The organism is Fictibacillus sp. 7GRE50, from assembly GCF_015903875.1.
In the GTDB taxonomy this organism is placed as follows: domain Bacteria; phylum Bacillota; class Bacilli; order Bacillales; family Fictibacillaceae; genus Fictibacillus; species Fictibacillus phosphorivorans.
On record NZ_JACZDW010000003.1, the window covers coordinates 483815 to 502701 of the forward strand.

16 protein-coding genes are annotated in these 18887 nt (G+C 39.4%); all 16 read right to left on the reverse strand.

The features are described 5' to 3' along the window. Positions 1-42: 42 nt before the first annotated feature. Positions 43-825, reverse strand: coding sequence for an RNA polymerase sporulation sigma factor SigG (sigG, locus tag IHV12_RS13635; protein WP_066240567.1), 783 nt, complete (start codon positions 823-825; stop codon positions 43-45). Positions 826-946: 121 nt separating this feature from the next. Beyond that, positions 947-1669: an RNA polymerase sporulation sigma factor SigE gene (gene sigE, locus IHV12_RS13640; RefSeq protein ID WP_137789730.1), complete on the reverse strand. Its 723-nt coding sequence runs from the start codon at positions 1667-1669 to the stop codon at positions 947-949. A 54-nt stretch (positions 1670-1723) separates the two neighbouring features. After that, positions 1724-2635: a sigma-E processing peptidase SpoIIGA gene (gene spoIIGA / locus IHV12_RS13645; RefSeq protein WP_197191198.1), complete on the reverse strand. Its 912-nt coding sequence runs from the start codon at positions 2633-2635 to the stop codon at positions 1724-1726. A gap of 919 nt (positions 2636-3554) precedes the next feature. Next, on the reverse strand, positions 3555-4742 hold the full coding sequence (ftsZ, locus tag IHV12_RS13650) for a cell division protein FtsZ (RefSeq protein WP_197127657.1): 1188 nt from the start codon (positions 4740-4742) through the stop codon (positions 3555-3557). A 32-nt stretch (positions 4743-4774) separates the two neighbouring features. Continuing rightward, positions 4775-6058, reverse strand: coding sequence for a cell division protein FtsA (gene ftsA, locus IHV12_RS13655; protein ID WP_197127656.1), 1284 nt, complete (start codon positions 6056-6058; stop codon positions 4775-4777). A 135-nt stretch (positions 6059-6193) separates the two neighbouring features. Next, entirely contained in the window at positions 6194-6547 is a 354-nt protein-coding gene (locus tag IHV12_RS13660; protein ID WP_066393455.1) for a small basic family protein, read from the reverse strand. A gap of 1 nt (position 6548) precedes the next feature. Further along, positions 6549-7256 carry a DUF881 domain-containing protein gene (locus IHV12_RS13665; RefSeq protein WP_197127655.1) on the reverse strand — a complete coding sequence of 236 codons (708 nt, stop codon included), beginning with the start codon at positions 7254-7256 and terminating at the stop codon, positions 6549-6551. Positions 7257-7261: 5 nt separating this feature from the next. Continuing rightward, complete coding sequence (locus IHV12_RS13670; protein ID WP_197127654.1) at positions 7262-7957, reverse strand: DUF881 domain-containing protein; 696 nt, start codon at positions 7955-7957, stop codon at positions 7262-7264. Beyond that, positions 7944-8717, reverse strand: coding sequence for a cell division protein FtsQ/DivIB (locus IHV12_RS13675; protein ID WP_197191199.1), 774 nt, complete (start codon positions 8715-8717; stop codon positions 7944-7946). Before IHV12_RS13675 ends, IHV12_RS13670 begins: the two co-directional genes overlap by 14 nt. Positions 8718-8945: 228 nt before the next feature. Next, on the reverse strand, positions 8946-9860 hold the full coding sequence (gene murB, locus IHV12_RS13680) for a UDP-N-acetylmuramate dehydrogenase (protein WP_231620739.1): 915 nt from the start codon (positions 9858-9860) through the stop codon (positions 8946-8948). A 531-nt stretch (positions 9861-10391) separates the two neighbouring features. Then, the gene (gene spoVE / locus IHV12_RS13685; protein ID WP_144700917.1) at positions 10392-11492 is read right to left on the reverse strand and encodes a stage V sporulation protein E; all 1101 of its coding nucleotides are present in this window, start codon (positions 11490-11492) and stop codon (positions 10392-10394) included. A gap of 36 nt (positions 11493-11528) precedes the next feature. Next, positions 11529-12881 carry a UDP-N-acetylmuramoyl-L-alanine--D-glutamate ligase gene (gene murD, locus IHV12_RS13690; RefSeq protein WP_197191200.1) on the reverse strand — a complete coding sequence of 451 codons (1353 nt, stop codon included), beginning with the start codon at positions 12879-12881 and terminating at the stop codon, positions 11529-11531. Continuing rightward, entirely contained in the window at positions 12882-13856 is a 975-nt protein-coding gene (mraY, locus tag IHV12_RS13695) for a phospho-N-acetylmuramoyl-pentapeptide-transferase (protein ID WP_197127651.1), read from the reverse strand. Beyond that, positions 13853-15235, reverse strand: coding sequence for a UDP-N-acetylmuramoyl-tripeptide--D-alanyl-D-alanine ligase (locus tag IHV12_RS13700; protein ID WP_197127650.1), 1383 nt, complete (start codon positions 15233-15235; stop codon positions 13853-13855). The genes mraY and IHV12_RS13700 overlap by 4 nt, the downstream gene beginning before the upstream one ends. After that, positions 15232-16698, reverse strand: a complete 1467-nt coding sequence (locus tag IHV12_RS13705; protein ID WP_197127649.1) for a UDP-N-acetylmuramoyl-L-alanyl-D-glutamate--2,6-diaminopimelate ligase — start codon at positions 16696-16698, stop codon at positions 15232-15234. Before IHV12_RS13705 ends, IHV12_RS13700 begins: the two co-directional genes overlap by 4 nt. 229 nt (positions 16699-16927) lie before the next feature. Next, on the reverse strand, positions 16928-18862 hold the full coding sequence (locus IHV12_RS13710; protein ID WP_197127648.1) for a stage V sporulation protein D: 1935 nt from the start codon (positions 18860-18862) through the stop codon (positions 16928-16930). Positions 18863-18887: the final 25 nt, after the last annotated feature.

Consider the following 18887-nt stretch of genomic DNA (forward strand, 5'->3'; position numbering starts at 1 on the left):
ATGTTTTTTGTACAAAAATAAAAAACCCGTAAAAAACGGGTTTTAACTGCTTTGGATATTTTTATTCATTTGAGAGATGGCTGCTTTTTCAAGCCTTGACACTTGTGCCTGTGATATACCGATCTCATCCGCTACTTCCATTTGCGTTTTCCCTTGAAAGAAACGCATCGTTAAGATCATTTTCTCTCGATCGTTCAAACGGCGCATTCCTTCTTTTAATGCAATTTCTTCAATCCACTGCATGTCCTTTGCTTTATCATCGCTGATTTGATCCATAACAAAGATCGGGTCGCCACCATCATTGTAGATGGGTTCGAATAATGACACTGGATCTTGGATGGCATCAAGTGCAAAGACCACTTCTTCTTTCGGTACATCTAAAGCTTCTGCAATCTGTTGTGCTGTTGGCTCCCGAGATAGTTTGTTCATAAGCTGATCTCGAACTTGCAGTGCTTTGTATGCGATATCCCTTAAGCTTCTAGAAACTCGTATCGGGTTATTGTCTCGAAGATACCGGCGAATCTCACCAATGATCATCGGAACTGCATAGGTAGAAAACTTAACATTCTGACCTAGATCAAAATTGTCTATGGACTTCATCAGCCCTATACAACCTACTTGAAATAAATCATCTACATGTTCTCCGCGGTTGTTGAACCTTTGAATGACACTCAGAACAAGTCTGAGGTTTCCGTTAACCAAAGTTTCGCGTGCATCAGGATCACCTTTATGCATCTTATCAAAAAGAATTCGCATCTCTGGATTTTTTAAAACAGGAAGCTTTGATGTGTCAACTCCGCAAATCTCAACTTTATTTCTTGTCAAGTTTTTTCCCTCCTGCCGGGAGCTAATTTCAAATTAAGTATCACCGAACGGAGGGAAATTTATGCAATTGTCATTTTGGAAAAAAAGCTAGTATTGAATCAAAACCTATATAAAATATGTGCTAAACCATTTTATTAAATTCTTTTTGAAGTCTTTTTATTATTCTTTTTTCTAACCTTGAAATATAAGACTGAGATATACCGAGCATATCTGCTACGTCCTTTTGTGTTTTTTCTTCACCGCCTGAAAGACCGAAGCGAAGTTCCATGATCTGTTTTTCACGATCGTTTAATGTAAACAGTGCTTTCAATAAAAGTTTTCGATCTACATTTGCCTCAATTCTCCGCGTGATAATGTCGTCTTCAGTACCGAGAACATCTGAGAGCAAAAGTTCATTCCCATCCCAATCCACATTTAACGGTTCATCAAACGATACTTCTGAACGCGTTTTGTTGTTACGACGTAAATACATTAAGATTTCGTTCTCAATACACCTTGAAGCATAGGTAGCGAGCTTGATCTTTTTTTCTGGATTGAACGTATTCACTGCTTTAATCAAGCCGATCGTTCCAATACTGATTAAATCTTCAATGTTAATCCCTGTATTCTCAAACTTTCGTGCAATGTATACGACTAAACGGAGGTTTCTTTCGATCAAAAGAGATTTTGCAGCCTGGTCACCAGATGGAAGCTTTTCAAGCAGAACCGCTTCTTCTTCTTTACTAAGTGGAGGCGGTAAGGCTTCGTTTCCTCCGATATAATAGATCTCATCTGACTTGAGCCCCAACTTAAATAATAACTTATACCAATACATTGTCATCTTAAGACGCCACTTATTGAACATGTTAACTCCCCTTTCACATTATCTTCTTTTAAGTACTTTCACGTATCGCTGTTGTTAGGACGCTTGTACATGTTGCAGATACATCTTAGGATGAACGATTGCATCAAACTGACCTTCGCTAGATAATACCGTCCAGCTCAAGCCTATGAGACACTGCGGAGATGCTACCGATACTCCATCCTTTTCAATTTCAACGGTATCAGGTTTGATACAAGCTAAAAACTGCTGATGTCCAACTGCACGGTACGGTACGATTCGAAGTCTGTTCAGCCAAGGATGCTCATTGTCATCTGTATTCATGGCAAGCACGTCTTTGGCAGCAGTTCGAATGGTTTCCGGAAAAGAATCACCATGTTTGTTCATATCAAGGATCATGACAGGCATTTTAGAAATGGGATCGTATAATTTATTACCGGTATCAATAAGTCCATTTGCAGATATCAAGATCTGGTCTATTTTGATAGTAACTTTGACAAGACTGTTGGAATCCATTTTTTCCACAGAAATATCATCTACTCTTTTCTTTGAAAAGAACCAAAGAAGAGGAACACCTGCTACTACAAAAAGCCAGCTGACAGGGTCTCCCATGCCTGAACTTTTTGTCGTGATAACACCATTCATAATCACAGCATCACTTTGCATAAAATAGTGAAGACCGAAAATACCTCCACCCGTTACAAAAGAAACAAAATAAAACATAGCGATATTTTTCATGACAAACTTGAAACGCTTAAAGCCAAACGCCACAATCATAATAAAAATCGATAAGATAAATTTCATGATTGGCTGTGAAAATAACATTAGTTCTGGAAAGATTACTAAAAACACATAACTTGAAGCTAATAACGAAGCGAATAGGATTCTCTTTTTCGATGCATTGCGCTTGAGCACATACGCTGTCAGAGAGATTAAAACATAATCAATGCAGAAATTAAGAAACCAAATGACATCCAAATATAGGGTCATTGGTTTTCTCCTTTCTTAAATTTGAAATCAGTATAACGTATAGGTTGTTTGAAAGTCTGTCAGTTTATGAGAGAAGTAAAGTTCTTATTTTCTCTATTTTTGTCAAAATAACTTATATGTTAGGTATACGCTTTTCGGACAAGAATATGACAAAATCTAAAACATTTTACGTTAGCTTTGTAGTTTTTGGAAGTGGTTGATTTCCGTTTCAGGTGCTCGCTTTCCGCGGGGCAGACGGTGAGCCACATTCGTACGTTTCACGTATAAGTGTCTCACCTGCCCGCCTGTCCCGCAGGAGTCTCCCACCTTCCACTCCAATTAACTATTCAATGAAGCATTTTATAAATCTCTCTGTAGCATCATTCTACTTGTCAATATGCCTGTTGTAGAAAAAGACAAGGGATATAATTTTTTGAAAGGCTGTTTTCCATAGAGTTATTGCTTTAATGTTTTAATCTATTTTTATTCTCTTCCTTTGCATGTTGATTGGAGCGTATGGTTGCCGACTCCTACGGGAAGAGCGGTCAGTACGAAATGTGGAAGTGGCTCGTTCAGCCCCGACCAGCAAAAGTTGAATGGACTAGGAAGGCGCACTTTGCCTTCTTGTCCATTCAACTTTTGACCTCGAGAGGCTAGCCACTGTAACCAGACAGGTGGAGACTCCTAATGGCGCAAAGCGGCAGTCCGAAAAGTGGAAGTGACTCGTTCAGCCCCGACAAGCAAAAGGGAAATGGGCGAGGACGGCGCACTTTGCCTTCTTGACCGTTTACCTTTTGACCTCGAGGGGCTAGTCACTGCAACTAGACAGGAGGCTCACCGCACGCCCCGTGGAAAGCGAGCAACCTGGAGCGGAGATAAACTACTAACAAAACAAAAAAGCATGCTCTCTAAAATAGAGAACATGCTTTCATTTTTGTATTTATCTTCTTCTGTTTCGGCTGCGGTTACGCAAGAATGTTGGAATATCAAGCGTATCTGAATCAGCGTTCGTATAAGAAGTATTTCTTGATTCTTGGCTCTCTTCACGAGTTTGCCCTTGTTGTGACTGGCTTTGTGGTTGAGATTGACTTTGAGAAGAATGAGACTGATTAGAAGTAGGAGCTTGTTGCATTCTAGGACGCTCAGCTCTCTGTTGGTTATTAACCATCTTCTCCGTTTCATCAAATCCAGTCGCAATAACCGTAACGAGGATCTCATCTTTCAGTTCCTCGTTAATCACGGAACCAAAGATCATGTTTACTTCAGGATCTGAAGCAGATGAAACAATATCTGCTGCTTCGTTCACTTCATAAAGACTCAAGTTAGCTCCACCAGTAATGTTCATCAATACACCTTTTGCTCCATCGATAGATGTTTCAAGAAGTGGAGATGAAATTGCTTTTTTCGCAGCTTCAGCCGCACGGTTCTCACCAGTACCTACACCAATACCCATGAGTGCAGATCCGCGTTCAGTCATGATTGTTTTTACATCGGCAAAGTCAAGGTTGATCAGTCCTGGTACAGCGATCAAATCTGAAATACCTTGTACACCTTGGCGAAGAACATTATCCGCTTCACGGAAAGCTTCTAACATCGGAGTATTTTTATCAACGATTTCTAGTAATCGATCATTCGGGATTACAATTAATGTGTCAACTTTTTCTTTTAATACAGAGATGCCACCAACCGCTTGCGTAGAACGCTTACGACCTTCAAAAGTGAACGGTCTTGTGACAACACCAACTGTAAGAGCGCCAAGATCTTTAGCGATCTCTGCAACTACAGGTGCCGCACCAGTACCTGTACCGCCACCCATTCCAGCTGTTACGAATACCATATCAGCACCACTAAGTGCTTCTTCGATCTGTTCACGGCTTTCTTCAGCTGCTTTTTTACCGATATCAGGATTTGCACCTGCTCCAAGTCCTCTTGTTAATTTCGTTCCGATCTGCATTTTCACAGGTGCTTTAGAAAGATTCAAGGCTTGTGCATCTGTATTTACACAGATGAATTCTACACCTTGTACACCGTGTTCGATCATACGGTTAACAGCGTTACTTCCTCCGCCACCAACACCAATAACTTTAATTGTCGCCAATTGATCCATATTCATATCAAACTCTAACATGAGCGTTCCTCCTAATGACTAGTTCCTTAGTGTTATTCGAAAAATAAACCAAACCAGTCTTTGACTTTTGATTTCATGCCACCGGATTGTTTTTCTTGGCCCGATTTTTGGCTGGATTGTTGTTTCTTTTTAGGTAAAGGTTCTCCAGCGTTATCAGCTAACGCAGTGGCAACTTCTTTTCCTTGAACTTTAATATTTTTGTGAGTGAATTGGATTAATCCAACACCAGCTGTAAACTTCGGTTCTCTAACCCCGATATAATCCGGCAATGAAACGCGTACGTTCTGCTGGAAGATATCTTGAGCGAGTTCTAGTACTCCTGGAATTGCAGCAACTCCGCCTGTGATAACAAAACCGCCAGGAAGTTCGGAATATCCACGCTGATGCAATTCATCATCAATCATCTCAAATATTTCAGCCATACGAGCTTCAATGATTAATGAGAGCTCGTATTGCGAGATTTCTTGTTCTTGTGAAGAACCAATTTGCGATACTGTAAATGTCTCATCTTTTGACGCATAATCCACGAAAGAGTGACCATGCTTCAGCTTAATCTTTTCTGCATCTTCAGCAGAAGTTCTTAATCCAATGGATATATCTTTTGTGATAAAGTCTCCACCAATCGGAAGGACTGAAGTTAACTGCATGGTACCTTGGTCGAATACAGATAGTGTAGTAGACCCCCCACCAATATCAATTAGTGCTACACCAAGCTCCATCTCATCACGTGAAAGTGCAATCGATGATGTTGCCAATGGCTCTAAACAAATGTCCGCCACTGTTAGTCCAGCTCGTTCTACGCATCGTAATAAATTATGTAAGATCGTTTTGGAACCCGTAATCACTGTTCCTTCCATCTCAAGGCGAACACCTAACATGCCTCGGGGATCAATAATCTCATCTGTACCGTCAACAATAAATTGTCTAGGAATCACATCTATAATTTCGCGTTCTGGAGGCACTGACATAACCTGAGCTGCCTCTATTACTCTAGCGATGTCCTCATCACCGATTTCTCGGTCTTCTCTTGATACCGCAACTACACCGTGGCATGGCTGAAGTTGAATATGGTTCCCTTTTACACCTACGATTACTGCATTTATAGGAATACCTAACATTCTTTCAGCTTGCTCTACGGCTTTTCTTATGGAACGAACAGTTTCGTCAATATCTACAATGGAACCTTTTCTGATTCCAGCTGATTTTGCATGGCCAACACCAATAACATTAAAGGACTCACTAGTCATTTCTCCAATGATCACTTTAATATTGGATGTACCGATGTCTAAACTTACATAAATTTCATTGCTGTTCATTCTGTGGCACCTCCTTACCTTTCATCCAATAAATCTTCTAAATTTTTAAAAATCCCTTGATTTGCGCTTAATTATGGAATAAATTCCACAAACAACGGGTTATCCCTCTTTTTTTTTACCGTTTTTTCAAATTTTTTAGGCCTTTTTGCGTGAATCTGACCATTTAGAAATAATTAAGCGTCTAATAACCGCAATATTATTAAACAGCCTAACACCAAATGCAAAAATTGCAGCTAAGTACAAGTCAATACCAAGGTGAACCCCTAAGTACGCGAGCCCTGCAGCCAATAAAATATTAAAGAAAAAACCTGTAATGAACACTTTATCTTCAAAACTGCCTTGAAGATGTGCACGTATACCACCGAATAAGGTATCAAGTGCAGCTAAGACAGCGATTGATAAATAGTTTGCATATTCTGGAGGGACCCGGATATCAGACATGAAACCTAATAGTAGACCTAATAACAGTCCAAGTACCGGCAACCACATCTTACGTTTCCTCCTTTGCCGGTTTCATAAACTTCACCTTCATATCTTTATCGAAAGCTGGCAAAATAACTTTAGCTGTTTGTTTAGATTCTACAAGAAAATTTTCACGGATAAATTCCTCAACAGCTGGTGAAGCAATGATCTTCTGATGAAGTTTTTCATTGTCTTTTGCCAAAACTCTGATTTCAATTGGAAAAGAAGAAACAGGCTCATTGTTTATGTAAATGTTTCCATTCACTTCCCGGATCGGGGTCTTAGATACGACACGCTGTCCATCTATACTAATCTCTTTTGCATCGTATCGATTTAATTCGTTTACAAGTCTTCTAAGCATATCAGGATCTATTTTAGGAACAGGTTGATCTACTCCAATTAGCTCTTCATTAAAAGGTTCGATCGTTATTACGATTCCTTGTCCGCTAACCGTCGTTAATCCTGCCTGTTTTTTTAAATCCCATAGCGCTTTTTCCATTGCTTGGATTTTTTCGTCTTTCCCTTCACCTTTGTATTGGTTCAGGAGTTCACTATAGCGTTCAAATTCCTCATTAAGCTCCTGCTGACGCTGTTTTTCTTTTTCCAAATCAGCTCTTAACTCCCATAAATCTCTAGTATCCCGAACAACAGGATTGTTTGTGGTCTCAAATTGGATCGCCAGCATTCCGCCAAGTATGAGGGCAATTGTTGCGAACATGAATTGTCTTTCTTTCAACTAACTCATCCCTCTTCCGTAATAAATGGCTCCATCTCGATCGCGCTTTCTTGCTCCACCCTTACTTCTACTCCGTCATTGACAATTTTATCGACGATATACAGATTCAAAGATTTCTCTAGGGTTGTTGATTTTCCTATTGCTGTTATAACAAAAGGTGCAGGATATTGGTTACCATCCACAGAAACGACCGGACCGATACAAGCGATATACGTATCATGAGAGATCCTCTGACCGTTTATCGCAATTGCTTCTGCACCTGAGACGTGAAGTTCGTCAATGACACTTCTTATATGTTCTTCATGGACGATATAATCGTTAGGGTTCTCCCCTTCCGGTATATAGGAGGAATCTTGCAGAGTAACTTCTACCCCCTCCCCTTTCACCTTTACGTTTCCTACTACCATTCTGAGCTCTTTTAAATCTTCTACTAGTTTAGAAGATATCTCCTCTTGATCAGCCAGCTTATTTTCTTTCTTCTCAACATTTTGCTGCAAATTTTGAAGACCGCCTGCTAATTCTCTATTCGTTTTTTGAAGATTTAAAATTTGGCTTCTCAATGAATCTTCTTTTTTCCATTCATTGTTCTCTACAACATTTTGCTTTTCAATCTGTGCTCTCTGATAGGAGAAAGATAATATGAACCCGGTAACGAGAAGGATTAAAGATAGGAAAAGATGCGTCCCTTTAATTTTGCTCATTACTTTCCTCCACTTGGTTGTATCGTTCAAAACGTGTGCTGATTCCTAAATAGAACGTACCTTTTTCATCCGTCTTTAGCTCACTCACTAAAGACGGATAAGCAGTCAGCCTTTCTGAAAACTTAGAGATCGTTGTCACTACTTTGTTTCCATCCGTCATAAACAATGTGAGTTGACTTGAATTGTTGGATGAAGGTGTATGTGTGATCTCGGATATACGGTGAATGATTCCTTCTGGTAGCTTTTGCAGTTCCTGAGCCATCATCTCTAATTGTTCAGGGTCACTCCAGCTTACAATTACTGGTGCATTTACAGGTCTCTCATTTTTCTTAAGAGGATCTAACATCTTCCCGTTTTGAAGCATCGGATAGTATATGTTTTCTTTCCTGAAATACCCGACCCGCTGAAATTCACTCACTTTAATTATAACTTGATTAAAAAACTTCTTTTGGATTGAAACTGAGCTCACCTCTGAAATACCTTCGAGCCGCTTCATAATTTCTTCTTCAGATACATTCAAATACTTTGTCTTTGTAGTAATTTCACTTTTTTCAAGAATCTCATTGTCGGTTACAAAATAGTTGCCTGAGACGGTAATTTTCTTCACATGACTAAGATCAGATTGAAAATAAACGACGACCAACAATAACAGGAAGAAAAAGGACAAGTAATAAATAAGACGACGATTTGCTTTTTGTTTGCGATGTTCTTTCAGCTTCGGAATTCGGTCCTCAATCTTGACAACCTTTACCTTGTCCATCCTCTTCCTCCGTTTTATAAGTTAGTACAAGAAACATTAACGGTTGACAGAAATAAAAGAACTTGGCAGATAGACGCCAAGTCTTCAAAAAGGTACTGATAACAGTCCAACTGTCAGAAGATAACGAAATGTAAAATCCGTTTTGAAACGTCAAAAGTTAATTTTTTCTTGTTCTTTGTATTATAGCACGGATATGCCGCAATTCAGCACTATTTATCCAATTTTTTGTTAATCATTTCTACCAATGATCTCAACTTCCGTATGAAGCTCAACACCATGCTTTTCTTTGATCGTTTTTTGTATATAGCTGATCAGATCCTGCACGTCTTTTGCTTTTGCATCTCCAGTATTCACAATAAAATTAGCATGCATCTCAGAAACTTGTGCACCGCCTACTTGTGTTCCTTTAAGCCCCGATGTCTCTATGAGATGTCCTGCATAATTCGGCAGCGGATTACGGAACACACTTCCACAGCATGGATAGTTCCATGGCTGAGTGTTTCTGCGATAATCTTTATTTTTCTTAAGCTCTGCCATGATGGTCTCTTTATCACCTTTATCCAATACGAGTATGACTTCTACACAGATTCCACCTGTTTCTTGAAGGACAGAAGTACGATATGAGAAGTGCAATTCTTCGTTAGAAAGCCATTTAAGCTCACCGTCAGGCAATAAAATCAAAGCTTTCTCAACGATCTTTGACATATCAGATCCATGCGCACCCGCATTCATGAACACAGCTCCACCAACTGACCCTGGAATACCAGCAGCAAATTCAAGGCCCGTATATGCTTCACGTGACATTACAGTCGCAAGCGGAATAAGCGAATATCCTCCGCCAACTCTAATCGTGTTATCATTTTTTTCAAGGTGGTTGATCCCCTCCCCTACCTTGATGACAACCCCTTCGATTCCTCCGTCTGCAACAAGAAGGTTAGACCCTCTACCGATTGCACGTATCGGTGCGTTTGCTTCTTTTATATAACTTAATGCTTTTTTTAGACATTCAATATTTTTTGGTTCATAAAAAAGATCAGCTGGCCCACCAATTTTTAATGTGGTGTGATTTTTTAATGGCTCATTTACTAGGACAGTACCTAGATCTTCACTTTTTAATTTCTCAGCTAATTGGCTATACATCATTAAAAACCCCCTACGTTCATACGCATCGTTCTATTTATATGCTATGCGTTAATCTTTTCCATGTTTTCAATGTCCTTAAACATCGACAAAGTAGTATTCGTCAGAACTAACGATTTTGTTTCTTACTTTTTATTTTCCTTAAAAATTTTAAAATGCTTTCGTTATGATTTATTAGTTGCTTCTTTGATTAATTGACAAAGGGTTGTAGTACTACTGCTGGTTTAACACAACCTATATAATTGATTTTTTCTTCCTAGCAAGCTGATTGTAGTGGAAGGTTGCCGACTCCTACGGGACGAGCGGTCAGGTGGAGACTCCTAATGGCGCAAAGCGGCAGGAGGCTCACCGTTCGCCCCGTGGAAAGCGTGCAACCTGGAGCGGAAATCAGCAACTAACATAAGCAAAATGATATACGAAAACAAGCTATCAAAAAATGACTCCAGAAAAAGAAGTTACCCTGCCATAATTGACAGGGTAACGTCTTTAAATCGCTATGTTTAGAATAAGAGAATTTCCTTTGAAACTCAAGTTTTAATACCTTGAATAACGGCTAATATTTAGGATTACTCCAATTGATGCGAGCATGAGTGTTAATGAGGATCCTCCATAACTTAAAAACGGCAACGTAATTCCAGTTACGGGCATCAAACCTGTAACTACTCCAATATTAATCATCACCTGTATAGCGACCATCCCAATAATCCCAATAGCTAAAAAGCTACCGAATAAATCAGGAGCACCTAAAGCGATTCTGATTCCACGCCATAAGAGAAGGCTAAACAGGATCAATACAAAAACAGCGCCGATAAAACCAAGTTCCTCTGAGAGAATCGCAAATATAAAATCCGTTTGCGGTTCTGGGAGATAACCAAATTTTTGTCTACTCTGACCTAAACCTAATCCTAGCAGACCACCAGGTCCGAGCGAATAGAGAGACTGGATAATCTGAAACCCGCTTCCTAAAGGATCGCTCCAAGGATCGAGAAAAGACGTAATCCTCTTAATTCGATATGGAGCAGAAATAATTAATCCCGCAAGTCCGATAAGACCGATTAAAGCCATACCTACAAAATGAGAGATACGCGCACCTGCAACAAAGACCATCACGATGCTTGTTCCTACCATCACGGCCCCTGTTCCTAGATCGGGCTGAAGCATGATCATTCCAAAAGCGATCATCACTAATCCAAGAGTAGGCACTAAACCTTTTTTTAGAGAAGTGATCTTTTTTTGATGCTCCGATAGATACTTAGCTAGAAATGTAATCATGGCTAGTTTCATAAATTCAGACGGCTGTATGGAAAAAGCACCTACACCAATCCAGCTTCTAGCACCACCACGAACCATTCCAATACCTGGGACAAGAACTGCGATCAATAATACAAAACAAATAATCAGAAGAATCTTAGACCAGACTCTCCACGTCATGTAATTGATGTTCATGATAAAAAACATCGCTGCGATACCTACACCGGCAAATAACAATTGTCGCTTTGCAAAAAAGAACGCATCATCAAACTTATATAGTCCTAAATCTGCACTAGCGCTATAAACCATTATTATACCGATCGATAACAACATAAGCGTAACTACAATCATTATGATATCAGGGGTTGATTTCGTTGCAGGCAAAGGGAAACACCTCAACTCTTCTTATTTGTACAAACCTTATTTAAGTTTATGCACAGAGTTGATAAACATGTCCCCTCTTTGTTCAAATGTCTTATATTGATCCCAGCTTGCACATGCAGGAGACAATAATATAACATCCTCTTCGGCAGATAAACTGTACGCAAGGGGAACAGCATCTTCCACATTATCAGCACGTTTTATCGTTTCTATTCCTGCCTGTTTTGCTGTTTCAGCTAGTTTGTCAGCTGTTTGACCAAAAGTAACGATTGCTTTTACATTTTTTAGTGACGGTAGCAGATCATCAAAAGAATTACCACGATCAAGTCCACCTGCTAGTAAGATTACAGGTTGTTCAAATGCAGACAACGCTGCATTCGTCGCTAATATATTGGTGGCTTTAGAGTCGTTGTAAAAACGTCTGCCGTTAAACTCACCCACATACTGCAAACGGTGTTTAACCCCAGGAAACGTAGTTAGAACCTGATGAATTTGTTTTAAAGTTGCCCCCGCTAATAACGATGCAGCTACAGCTGCCATAATGTTTGAGAGATTGTGATTACCTGGTAACACGATTTCACTCAACATAATAACTTTTCGCTCTTGAAAATAAAGCGCACCTTCTTCAACATAAACGCCGCTCTCAATTTTTTTCGACACAGAAAAAGGAATATGTTGAGCCTTGGAATCTTTCATTAAACGTGTGACACGTTCATCATCTGCGTTATAGATCACATAATCAGAGGAATCTTGATTCTCAGTGATCTTAGCTTTTGCTTTTCCATATTCATCAAGAGAACCGTGGTAATCTAAATGTGCTTCGAATAAGTTCAGAAAAACAGAGATCTGTGGTTTAAATCGCTCTGTTCCCATCAACTGAAAGCTAGAAAGTTCCGCTACTAATATATCGTTCTCAGTAGACTCCGCAGCAACTTCGGAGAATACAGTGCCTATATTCCCGGCTACGATTGGTGTCTTATCACTGTTTTTCAACATATCACCAATAAGGGTAGTGGTTGTTGTCTTTCCGTTTGATCCTGTAATCGCAATAATCGATGCGTCTGAGATCATACCTGCTATTTCCACTTCTGTATAAACAGGAATGTTTCGTTTTACCGCTTCTTTAATCAAAGGATTTTGATAAGGAATTCCTGGATTCTTAACAATGAAATCTAACTGGTCGTCTAATAATGCCAACGGATGATCTCCGCAAACTACTTTAATCCCCAGTTTCTCAAGTTTTTCTGCTTCCACATTTCCTTCTCTAGGACTCTTGTCGTTCACCGTTAATTTGGCCCCAAACGAATGAAGCAGTTTTGCACCAGCAAAACCGCTCTTGGCTAATCCTACGATTAATATCTTTTTGTTTTTAAAAAATGTAGTGTCTTTCATTTATACCCACACCTCTAAATAAATTCCTAATGCTGCAAATACCAATCCTACAAGCCAAAATGTAACAACGATACGCCATTCACTCCAGCCGGATAGTTCGTAATGATGATGAAGCGGACTCATTTTAAAGACACGCTTACGAGTTAGTTTAAATGAGGCTACTTGAATCATTACAGAAAGCGTTTCGATTACAAACACACCACCAATAATAACAAGTAAGATCTCAAGCTTCGTTAGTATCGCTACGGCACTAATCGCGCCTCCTAGCGCGAGTGAGCCTGTGTCTCCCATAAATACTTTTGCAGGGTGTGCATTAAAAACTAAAAAGCCAAGTACCGCACCAACCACAGCCACACAGAAAATGGCAGCTTCAAATTGAAGAATGGTAGAAGATAACACGGCAAATGCACCAAAAGCTATAGCAGCTGTTCCTGCCAATAATCCATCTAATCCGTCCGTAAGGTTTACTGCATTAGAAGCTCCGATTAACATGAATACCACCAACACAGGATAAAACCATCCTAAATCAAATGAAAAATCTGTTCCGGGAACTGAAATTTCAGTCGAGAAATCAATGGCTCTTAAACCAAAGAAGAAAAGAGCTGCAATAATCAATTGACCTACTAACTTCTGTTTCGATGTTAAACCGAGATTTCGTTTCTTAACAACTTTAATAAAATCATCTAAAAATCCAATAAGTCCGTATCCTAAAGTGACAAGGATAAGTAAATGGGTTTCTGCTGTAACTGCAAAAAACTTCGCAGTCATCGCATATGTTGCAATAACAAGGGCTAAGACGATCACGATCCCGCCCATAGTAGGTGTACCTTGCTTTTTTTGGTGAGATTTTGGACCTTCATCACGTATGCTCTGCCCAAATTTTAATCTTCTTAAAAACGGGATAAAAAAGGGTGAACTTAATACCGCGATTAAGAAGGATGCAACTAATGTAAATAATAAGACTTGCTCAATCATTTTTTCGACTCCTGTTCTTTCTCTACAAATTTCGAGACAAGGGTTTCTAATACCATCCCTCTTGATGCTTTAAAAAGAATAGCAGTGTCTTTTGATAATAAACTAGCTATTGGTTCTTCCGCTTCTTCTTTTGTTAGACATTGAATAACCTCAAGGTCTTTACGTTTTTGTTTTTTTAGTTCATCTGCAATCCAAGCACCTTTTTGCCCCACACATATCACATGAGAGATCGTATCATCCACATGCTTAGCCATGTTTCGATGCATCTCTTCCTCATTTGAGCCTAATTCATACATATCTCCAAGAACAGCGACTTTTTGAGAATAATCCTTCAGGTCAGCAAGTGTCTCTAGAGCAGCAATCATACTAGTTGGACTAGCATTATAGGCATCATTGATAAGTAGTGTATCCTTCTTGCCGCTTTTCATTTCAAGACGCATGGATGTAACTTTAAGGCTCTCAAGTCCTTCTAAAATTTTATTTTCTTCTATATTCAAGTAATGCCCTACAGCTATGGCATATGCAGCATTTTTTATGTTATGACGTCCTAGCATTGGTATCCGATACACAGTTGTACCTTCTTCTAAAGTAAACGTTACACCATGTACATCTGTCTTAAGGTTAGATAACTTCAGTGTATTTGAATCACCGAAACCGACTTGTAAAACGTTCTCACCTTTGACATGTGAAAGAAGCGGTTCATCTCCATCGATGATAAACAGCCCGCCTTGTTTTAATCCATCTGCAATCTCATGTTTTGCTTTAGCGATTCCTTCACGACTACCAAGTTGTTCAAGATGGCTTTCACCGATATTCGTGATAACAGCAACATCTGGCTCTGCGATCTTACTTAAAAGAGAGATCTCTCCATAATCACTCATACCCATTTCCAGGATCAGTACTTCTGTATTTTCTTCCATCGCAAGAATGGTTAGAGGCATTCCAATATGATTGTTGTAATTACCTTGTGTTTTAAATGTCTTAAAGTTTGCTGACGAAACACTTTCTATCATATCTTTTGTCGTTGTTTTTCCGTTACTGCCCGTTACAGCTACAACGACAGGGTTGATTTTCTTCAAGTAATATTTTGATATTTCCTGTAAAAACTTCACAGTGTCTGTTGTGTATAGAATCGGAAAATCTTCTGGCAATCCTTCAGGAAGATCTTTTCCTTCCTGCCAGATTGTAGCTGTGCATCCTTGTTGAATCGCATTAAGCAAAAAATCATGTCCATCAAAGCGCTCGCCGGCTATCGGTAGATATAGAGCATTCTCGCTTTTAAGTCTTGTATCTTTTGAAACACCTTCTAATATAAGGTTCTCATACTTTCCACTCGCCCGATCTGCTAATGAGACCAGTTCTTTAAAATCTAATTTCATTTTTTCACCGCCTTAATTGCTTCCCTTGCTACAACTCTATCATCAAACTCTAATATGTCTTTACCAATGATTTGATATGTTTCGTGACCTTTACCGGCTATAAGTATAACATCGTTTGCACTAGCATGTTCAACCGCATGTTCTATTGCTTTTTTTCGGTCAGGGATGGTCACATAATTCCCACCATCCACACCCTCTTCCATATCTTTTAAGATTTGAAGAGGATCTTCTGTTCTCGGATTATCACTAGTGAAGATAGCATGATCAGCTAAGTTTGCTGCAATTCCTGCCATAAGTGGGCGCTTCGTCTTATCACGGTCACCGCCACACCCAACGATCGCTGTTATTTTCCCTGTAGCAAATTCTTTAATGGTTCGTAACACATTTTCTAAACTGTCAGGTGTATGTGCGTAATCAACGATCACAGTAAAATCTTGACCTGCTAGTACGGGTTCAAATCTGCCTGAAACTCCAGATACTTCTTTTAAACTTGTAAGAATTTGATCCAAATCTAATCCAGACAACAAACACGCCGTTGTTGCTGCAAGCACATTATAGACGGAGAACTTTCCGATAAGCTTCAATGTAACTTCTCTTGTACCAATAGGTGTATGGAGAGTAAACGTAGTGCCTTGTGATCCAATCATTATATTAGTTGCTCGAACGTCACTATCGTTGTCGATCCCATAAGAAACAACCTGTGCTGAAGTAACTCTCTCAAACATTCTTGAAGCCGGATCATCATTATTAAGTACAGCTACTTTACGATCTGTTCTGCTATAAGTGTTGCCCATTTGTGAAAATAGAAGACTCTTTGCAAACTGGTATTCTTCCATATTTTTATGGTAGTCCAAATGATCTTGTGTCAGGTTTGTAAAAACAGCAATATCAAAGTCACATCCCCAAACTCTTCCTTGAACAAGGGCGTGCGAAGAGACCTCCATAACAGCTGCTTCTACTTTTTCTTTGGTCATCTGATAAAAAGCATTCTGCAAAAATAATGAATCAGGTGTAGTATTTGCTACTTTAAAGCTTTGATCTTTTATTTTCATTTCAATCGTACCGATCATTCCAGTGCTTTTCCCAGCATCTCGTAAAACTTTTTCAATGAGATGTGAAGTTGTCGTCTTACCATTCGTACCAGTTATTCCAATCAAATGAAGTTTTTGAGAAGGGTGTCCATAAAAAGCATCCGCTAAAACCGATAGTGCTTTTTTTGTGTTTTTCACTTTTATAACAGGAATGTTAACATCGATATCTTTCTCTGCTAATATAGCAGCAGCTCCGTTATTTGCCACTGTTTGGGCAAAATCATGGCCATCAAACAAAAGTCCTTCCATACAAACAAAAAGGCAGCCTTTCCCAGCTTTCCTGGAATCCATTTCAATGGAGGTAATTTCAGGATTGGCTTGGATATCCATTTCATAGTTCACTAAATATGTAAGCAGTTCTTTTAATTCCATTAATCCTGATCTCTCCTCTAATCATCGTTAAGCCTATATTATAAAAAAAAGTGTTGTTATCGCATATGCTGTTGCTCATAGAAAGGGTCTCTTTACCGTGTTATCTTCTTTGGCTTTAAATGAGTACGCTAAAAGTATCATCTTTCTATAAAAGAGCTGTTTATATGCATCTTTAAAGAAAATAAGCCAAGGCAAGATTCCGCGCTTGGCTATGTGTACATTCTTTATTTTAATCTTCCACTTCTTTTTTGTCACCCAAAAATAAACGTATCGTCTTGCCAGCTTCTAGCTTTACGCCAGCTTTAGGAGCTTGCTGTACGATATAATTCCCTTTTCCGGAAGTTTCTATCTTGAGATTATACAACAAATTTGTTAACTCTTTTGTTTGTTTACCTACTAAATCTGGAACGACTACCTCAGGAGCATCGAGCCATGTCTTTTCTTTTTCGATCTGATCTTTTTGCTTTTTGACACCCATGGCAGAAAGACTGTCTTCAATAATATTTCCTACGATTGGTGCTGCCACAATTCCACCAAATTGAAGGGTTTCTTTTGGATTATCTATAGCCACATAAACAACGATCTCTGGATTATTGGCAGGAGCCATGCCGATAAAAGAGACAATATGGTTGTTTTTTAAATAGACACCGCCTTCAGCCTTCTGAGCAGTCCCAGTTTTTCCTCCGACACGATAACCATCTACGAATGCATTCTTCCCAGTCCCTTGAGCTACAACACTTTCAAGTGCTCGCCTTACTTCTTTAGACGTTTCTTCAGAGATCACTTTTCTTTTGAGTTTTGGAGTCTGCTTACTAACTACTTTTCCAGTGATAGGGTCAACTAATTCTTTAGCTATATATGGTTCGTACAAATAGCCTCCGTTTACGGCCGCAGACACAGCTGCTACTTGCTGAATCGGAGTCACAGAAACACCTTGTCCGAACGCGGTTGTTGCAAGTTCAAGTGGACCAACACGATCTAAAGAGAATAAGATTCCTTTTCCTTCACCCGCCAAATCAACACCTGTCTTTTCTCCAAACCCAAAATCTTTTATATACTCAAAAAGTTTATCCTTTCCTAAACGTTGACCAAGGATAACGAAACCGGGGTTGCAAGAGTTTTGTACACCTTCTAAAAAGGTCTGACTGCCATGCCCTCCTGCTTTCCAGCATTTAAGCTTCCTCCCTGCAACTTCAATAGAGCCAGGGTCGTGAAAATGATCTTTATCTAGATCAACTTTACCTTCTTCAAGAGCAGCAGCAAGCGTAATGATCTTGAAGGTAGATCCTGGTTCATATTGAGCCCACACTGGCAGATTCCGATTGTATACTTCTGGTGATACACGCTTGTACTCTTCTGGATCAAAATCTGGCCGAGAGCTCATGCCAAGAATTTCTCCTGTATTCGGATTCATCGCAATGGCGATTGCGCCATCAGGATCATAGGTGGCTTGTGCGATATCGAGCTCTCTTTCAATTATCGTTTGAACACGTGAATCTGTTGTTAACCTAAGGTCGTATCCATCTTTTGGTTTTTCATACTTGTCCGATAATGAAGGCATTCTGCGTCCTCGTGCATCTGAAAAGAAGGATATATGACCTTTTTCACCATTGAGTTGTTCGTCATAATAAAGTTCTAGACCCGTAAGCCCTTGACTGTCGATCCCAGCAAAACCTAATACATGAGATAGGTAAGATCCGTATGGATAATGCCTTTTGCTGTCTTCTGCAACAAAAACACCTGGCAGATTCAACGCTTCAACTTCTTTTGCTTTCGTATTGCTGATTTTTCTTCCTCCATTATCAATCCTAACGATGGAAGCTTTCTTAGTGAGTCGTTGATACACTTCTGTTTTTGATATATTTAACAGTGCTGCTAACTTTTCAGCTGTTTCATTTGGTTCTTTGATCTGTCTTGGAACGACAAAGACGGTAGGAGCACTAATATTTGTCGCGAGTACCACATCATTACGGTCTAAGATCTTTCCTCTTTTTGGTTCAAAGGGAATATCTCTGCTCCAAGAATCAAGCGCTTGATCTGTCAACATATCTCCAAGCACAAATTGAACGTAGCCTAGTCTTACAGAAATGACAAAAAAGAAAGCTATTCCAAAAACAAGAACAAAAATTAAGCGCCTGCGTACAGTTACATTCGAAACTCGCACACACAATACCTCCCTTGTATGTCTC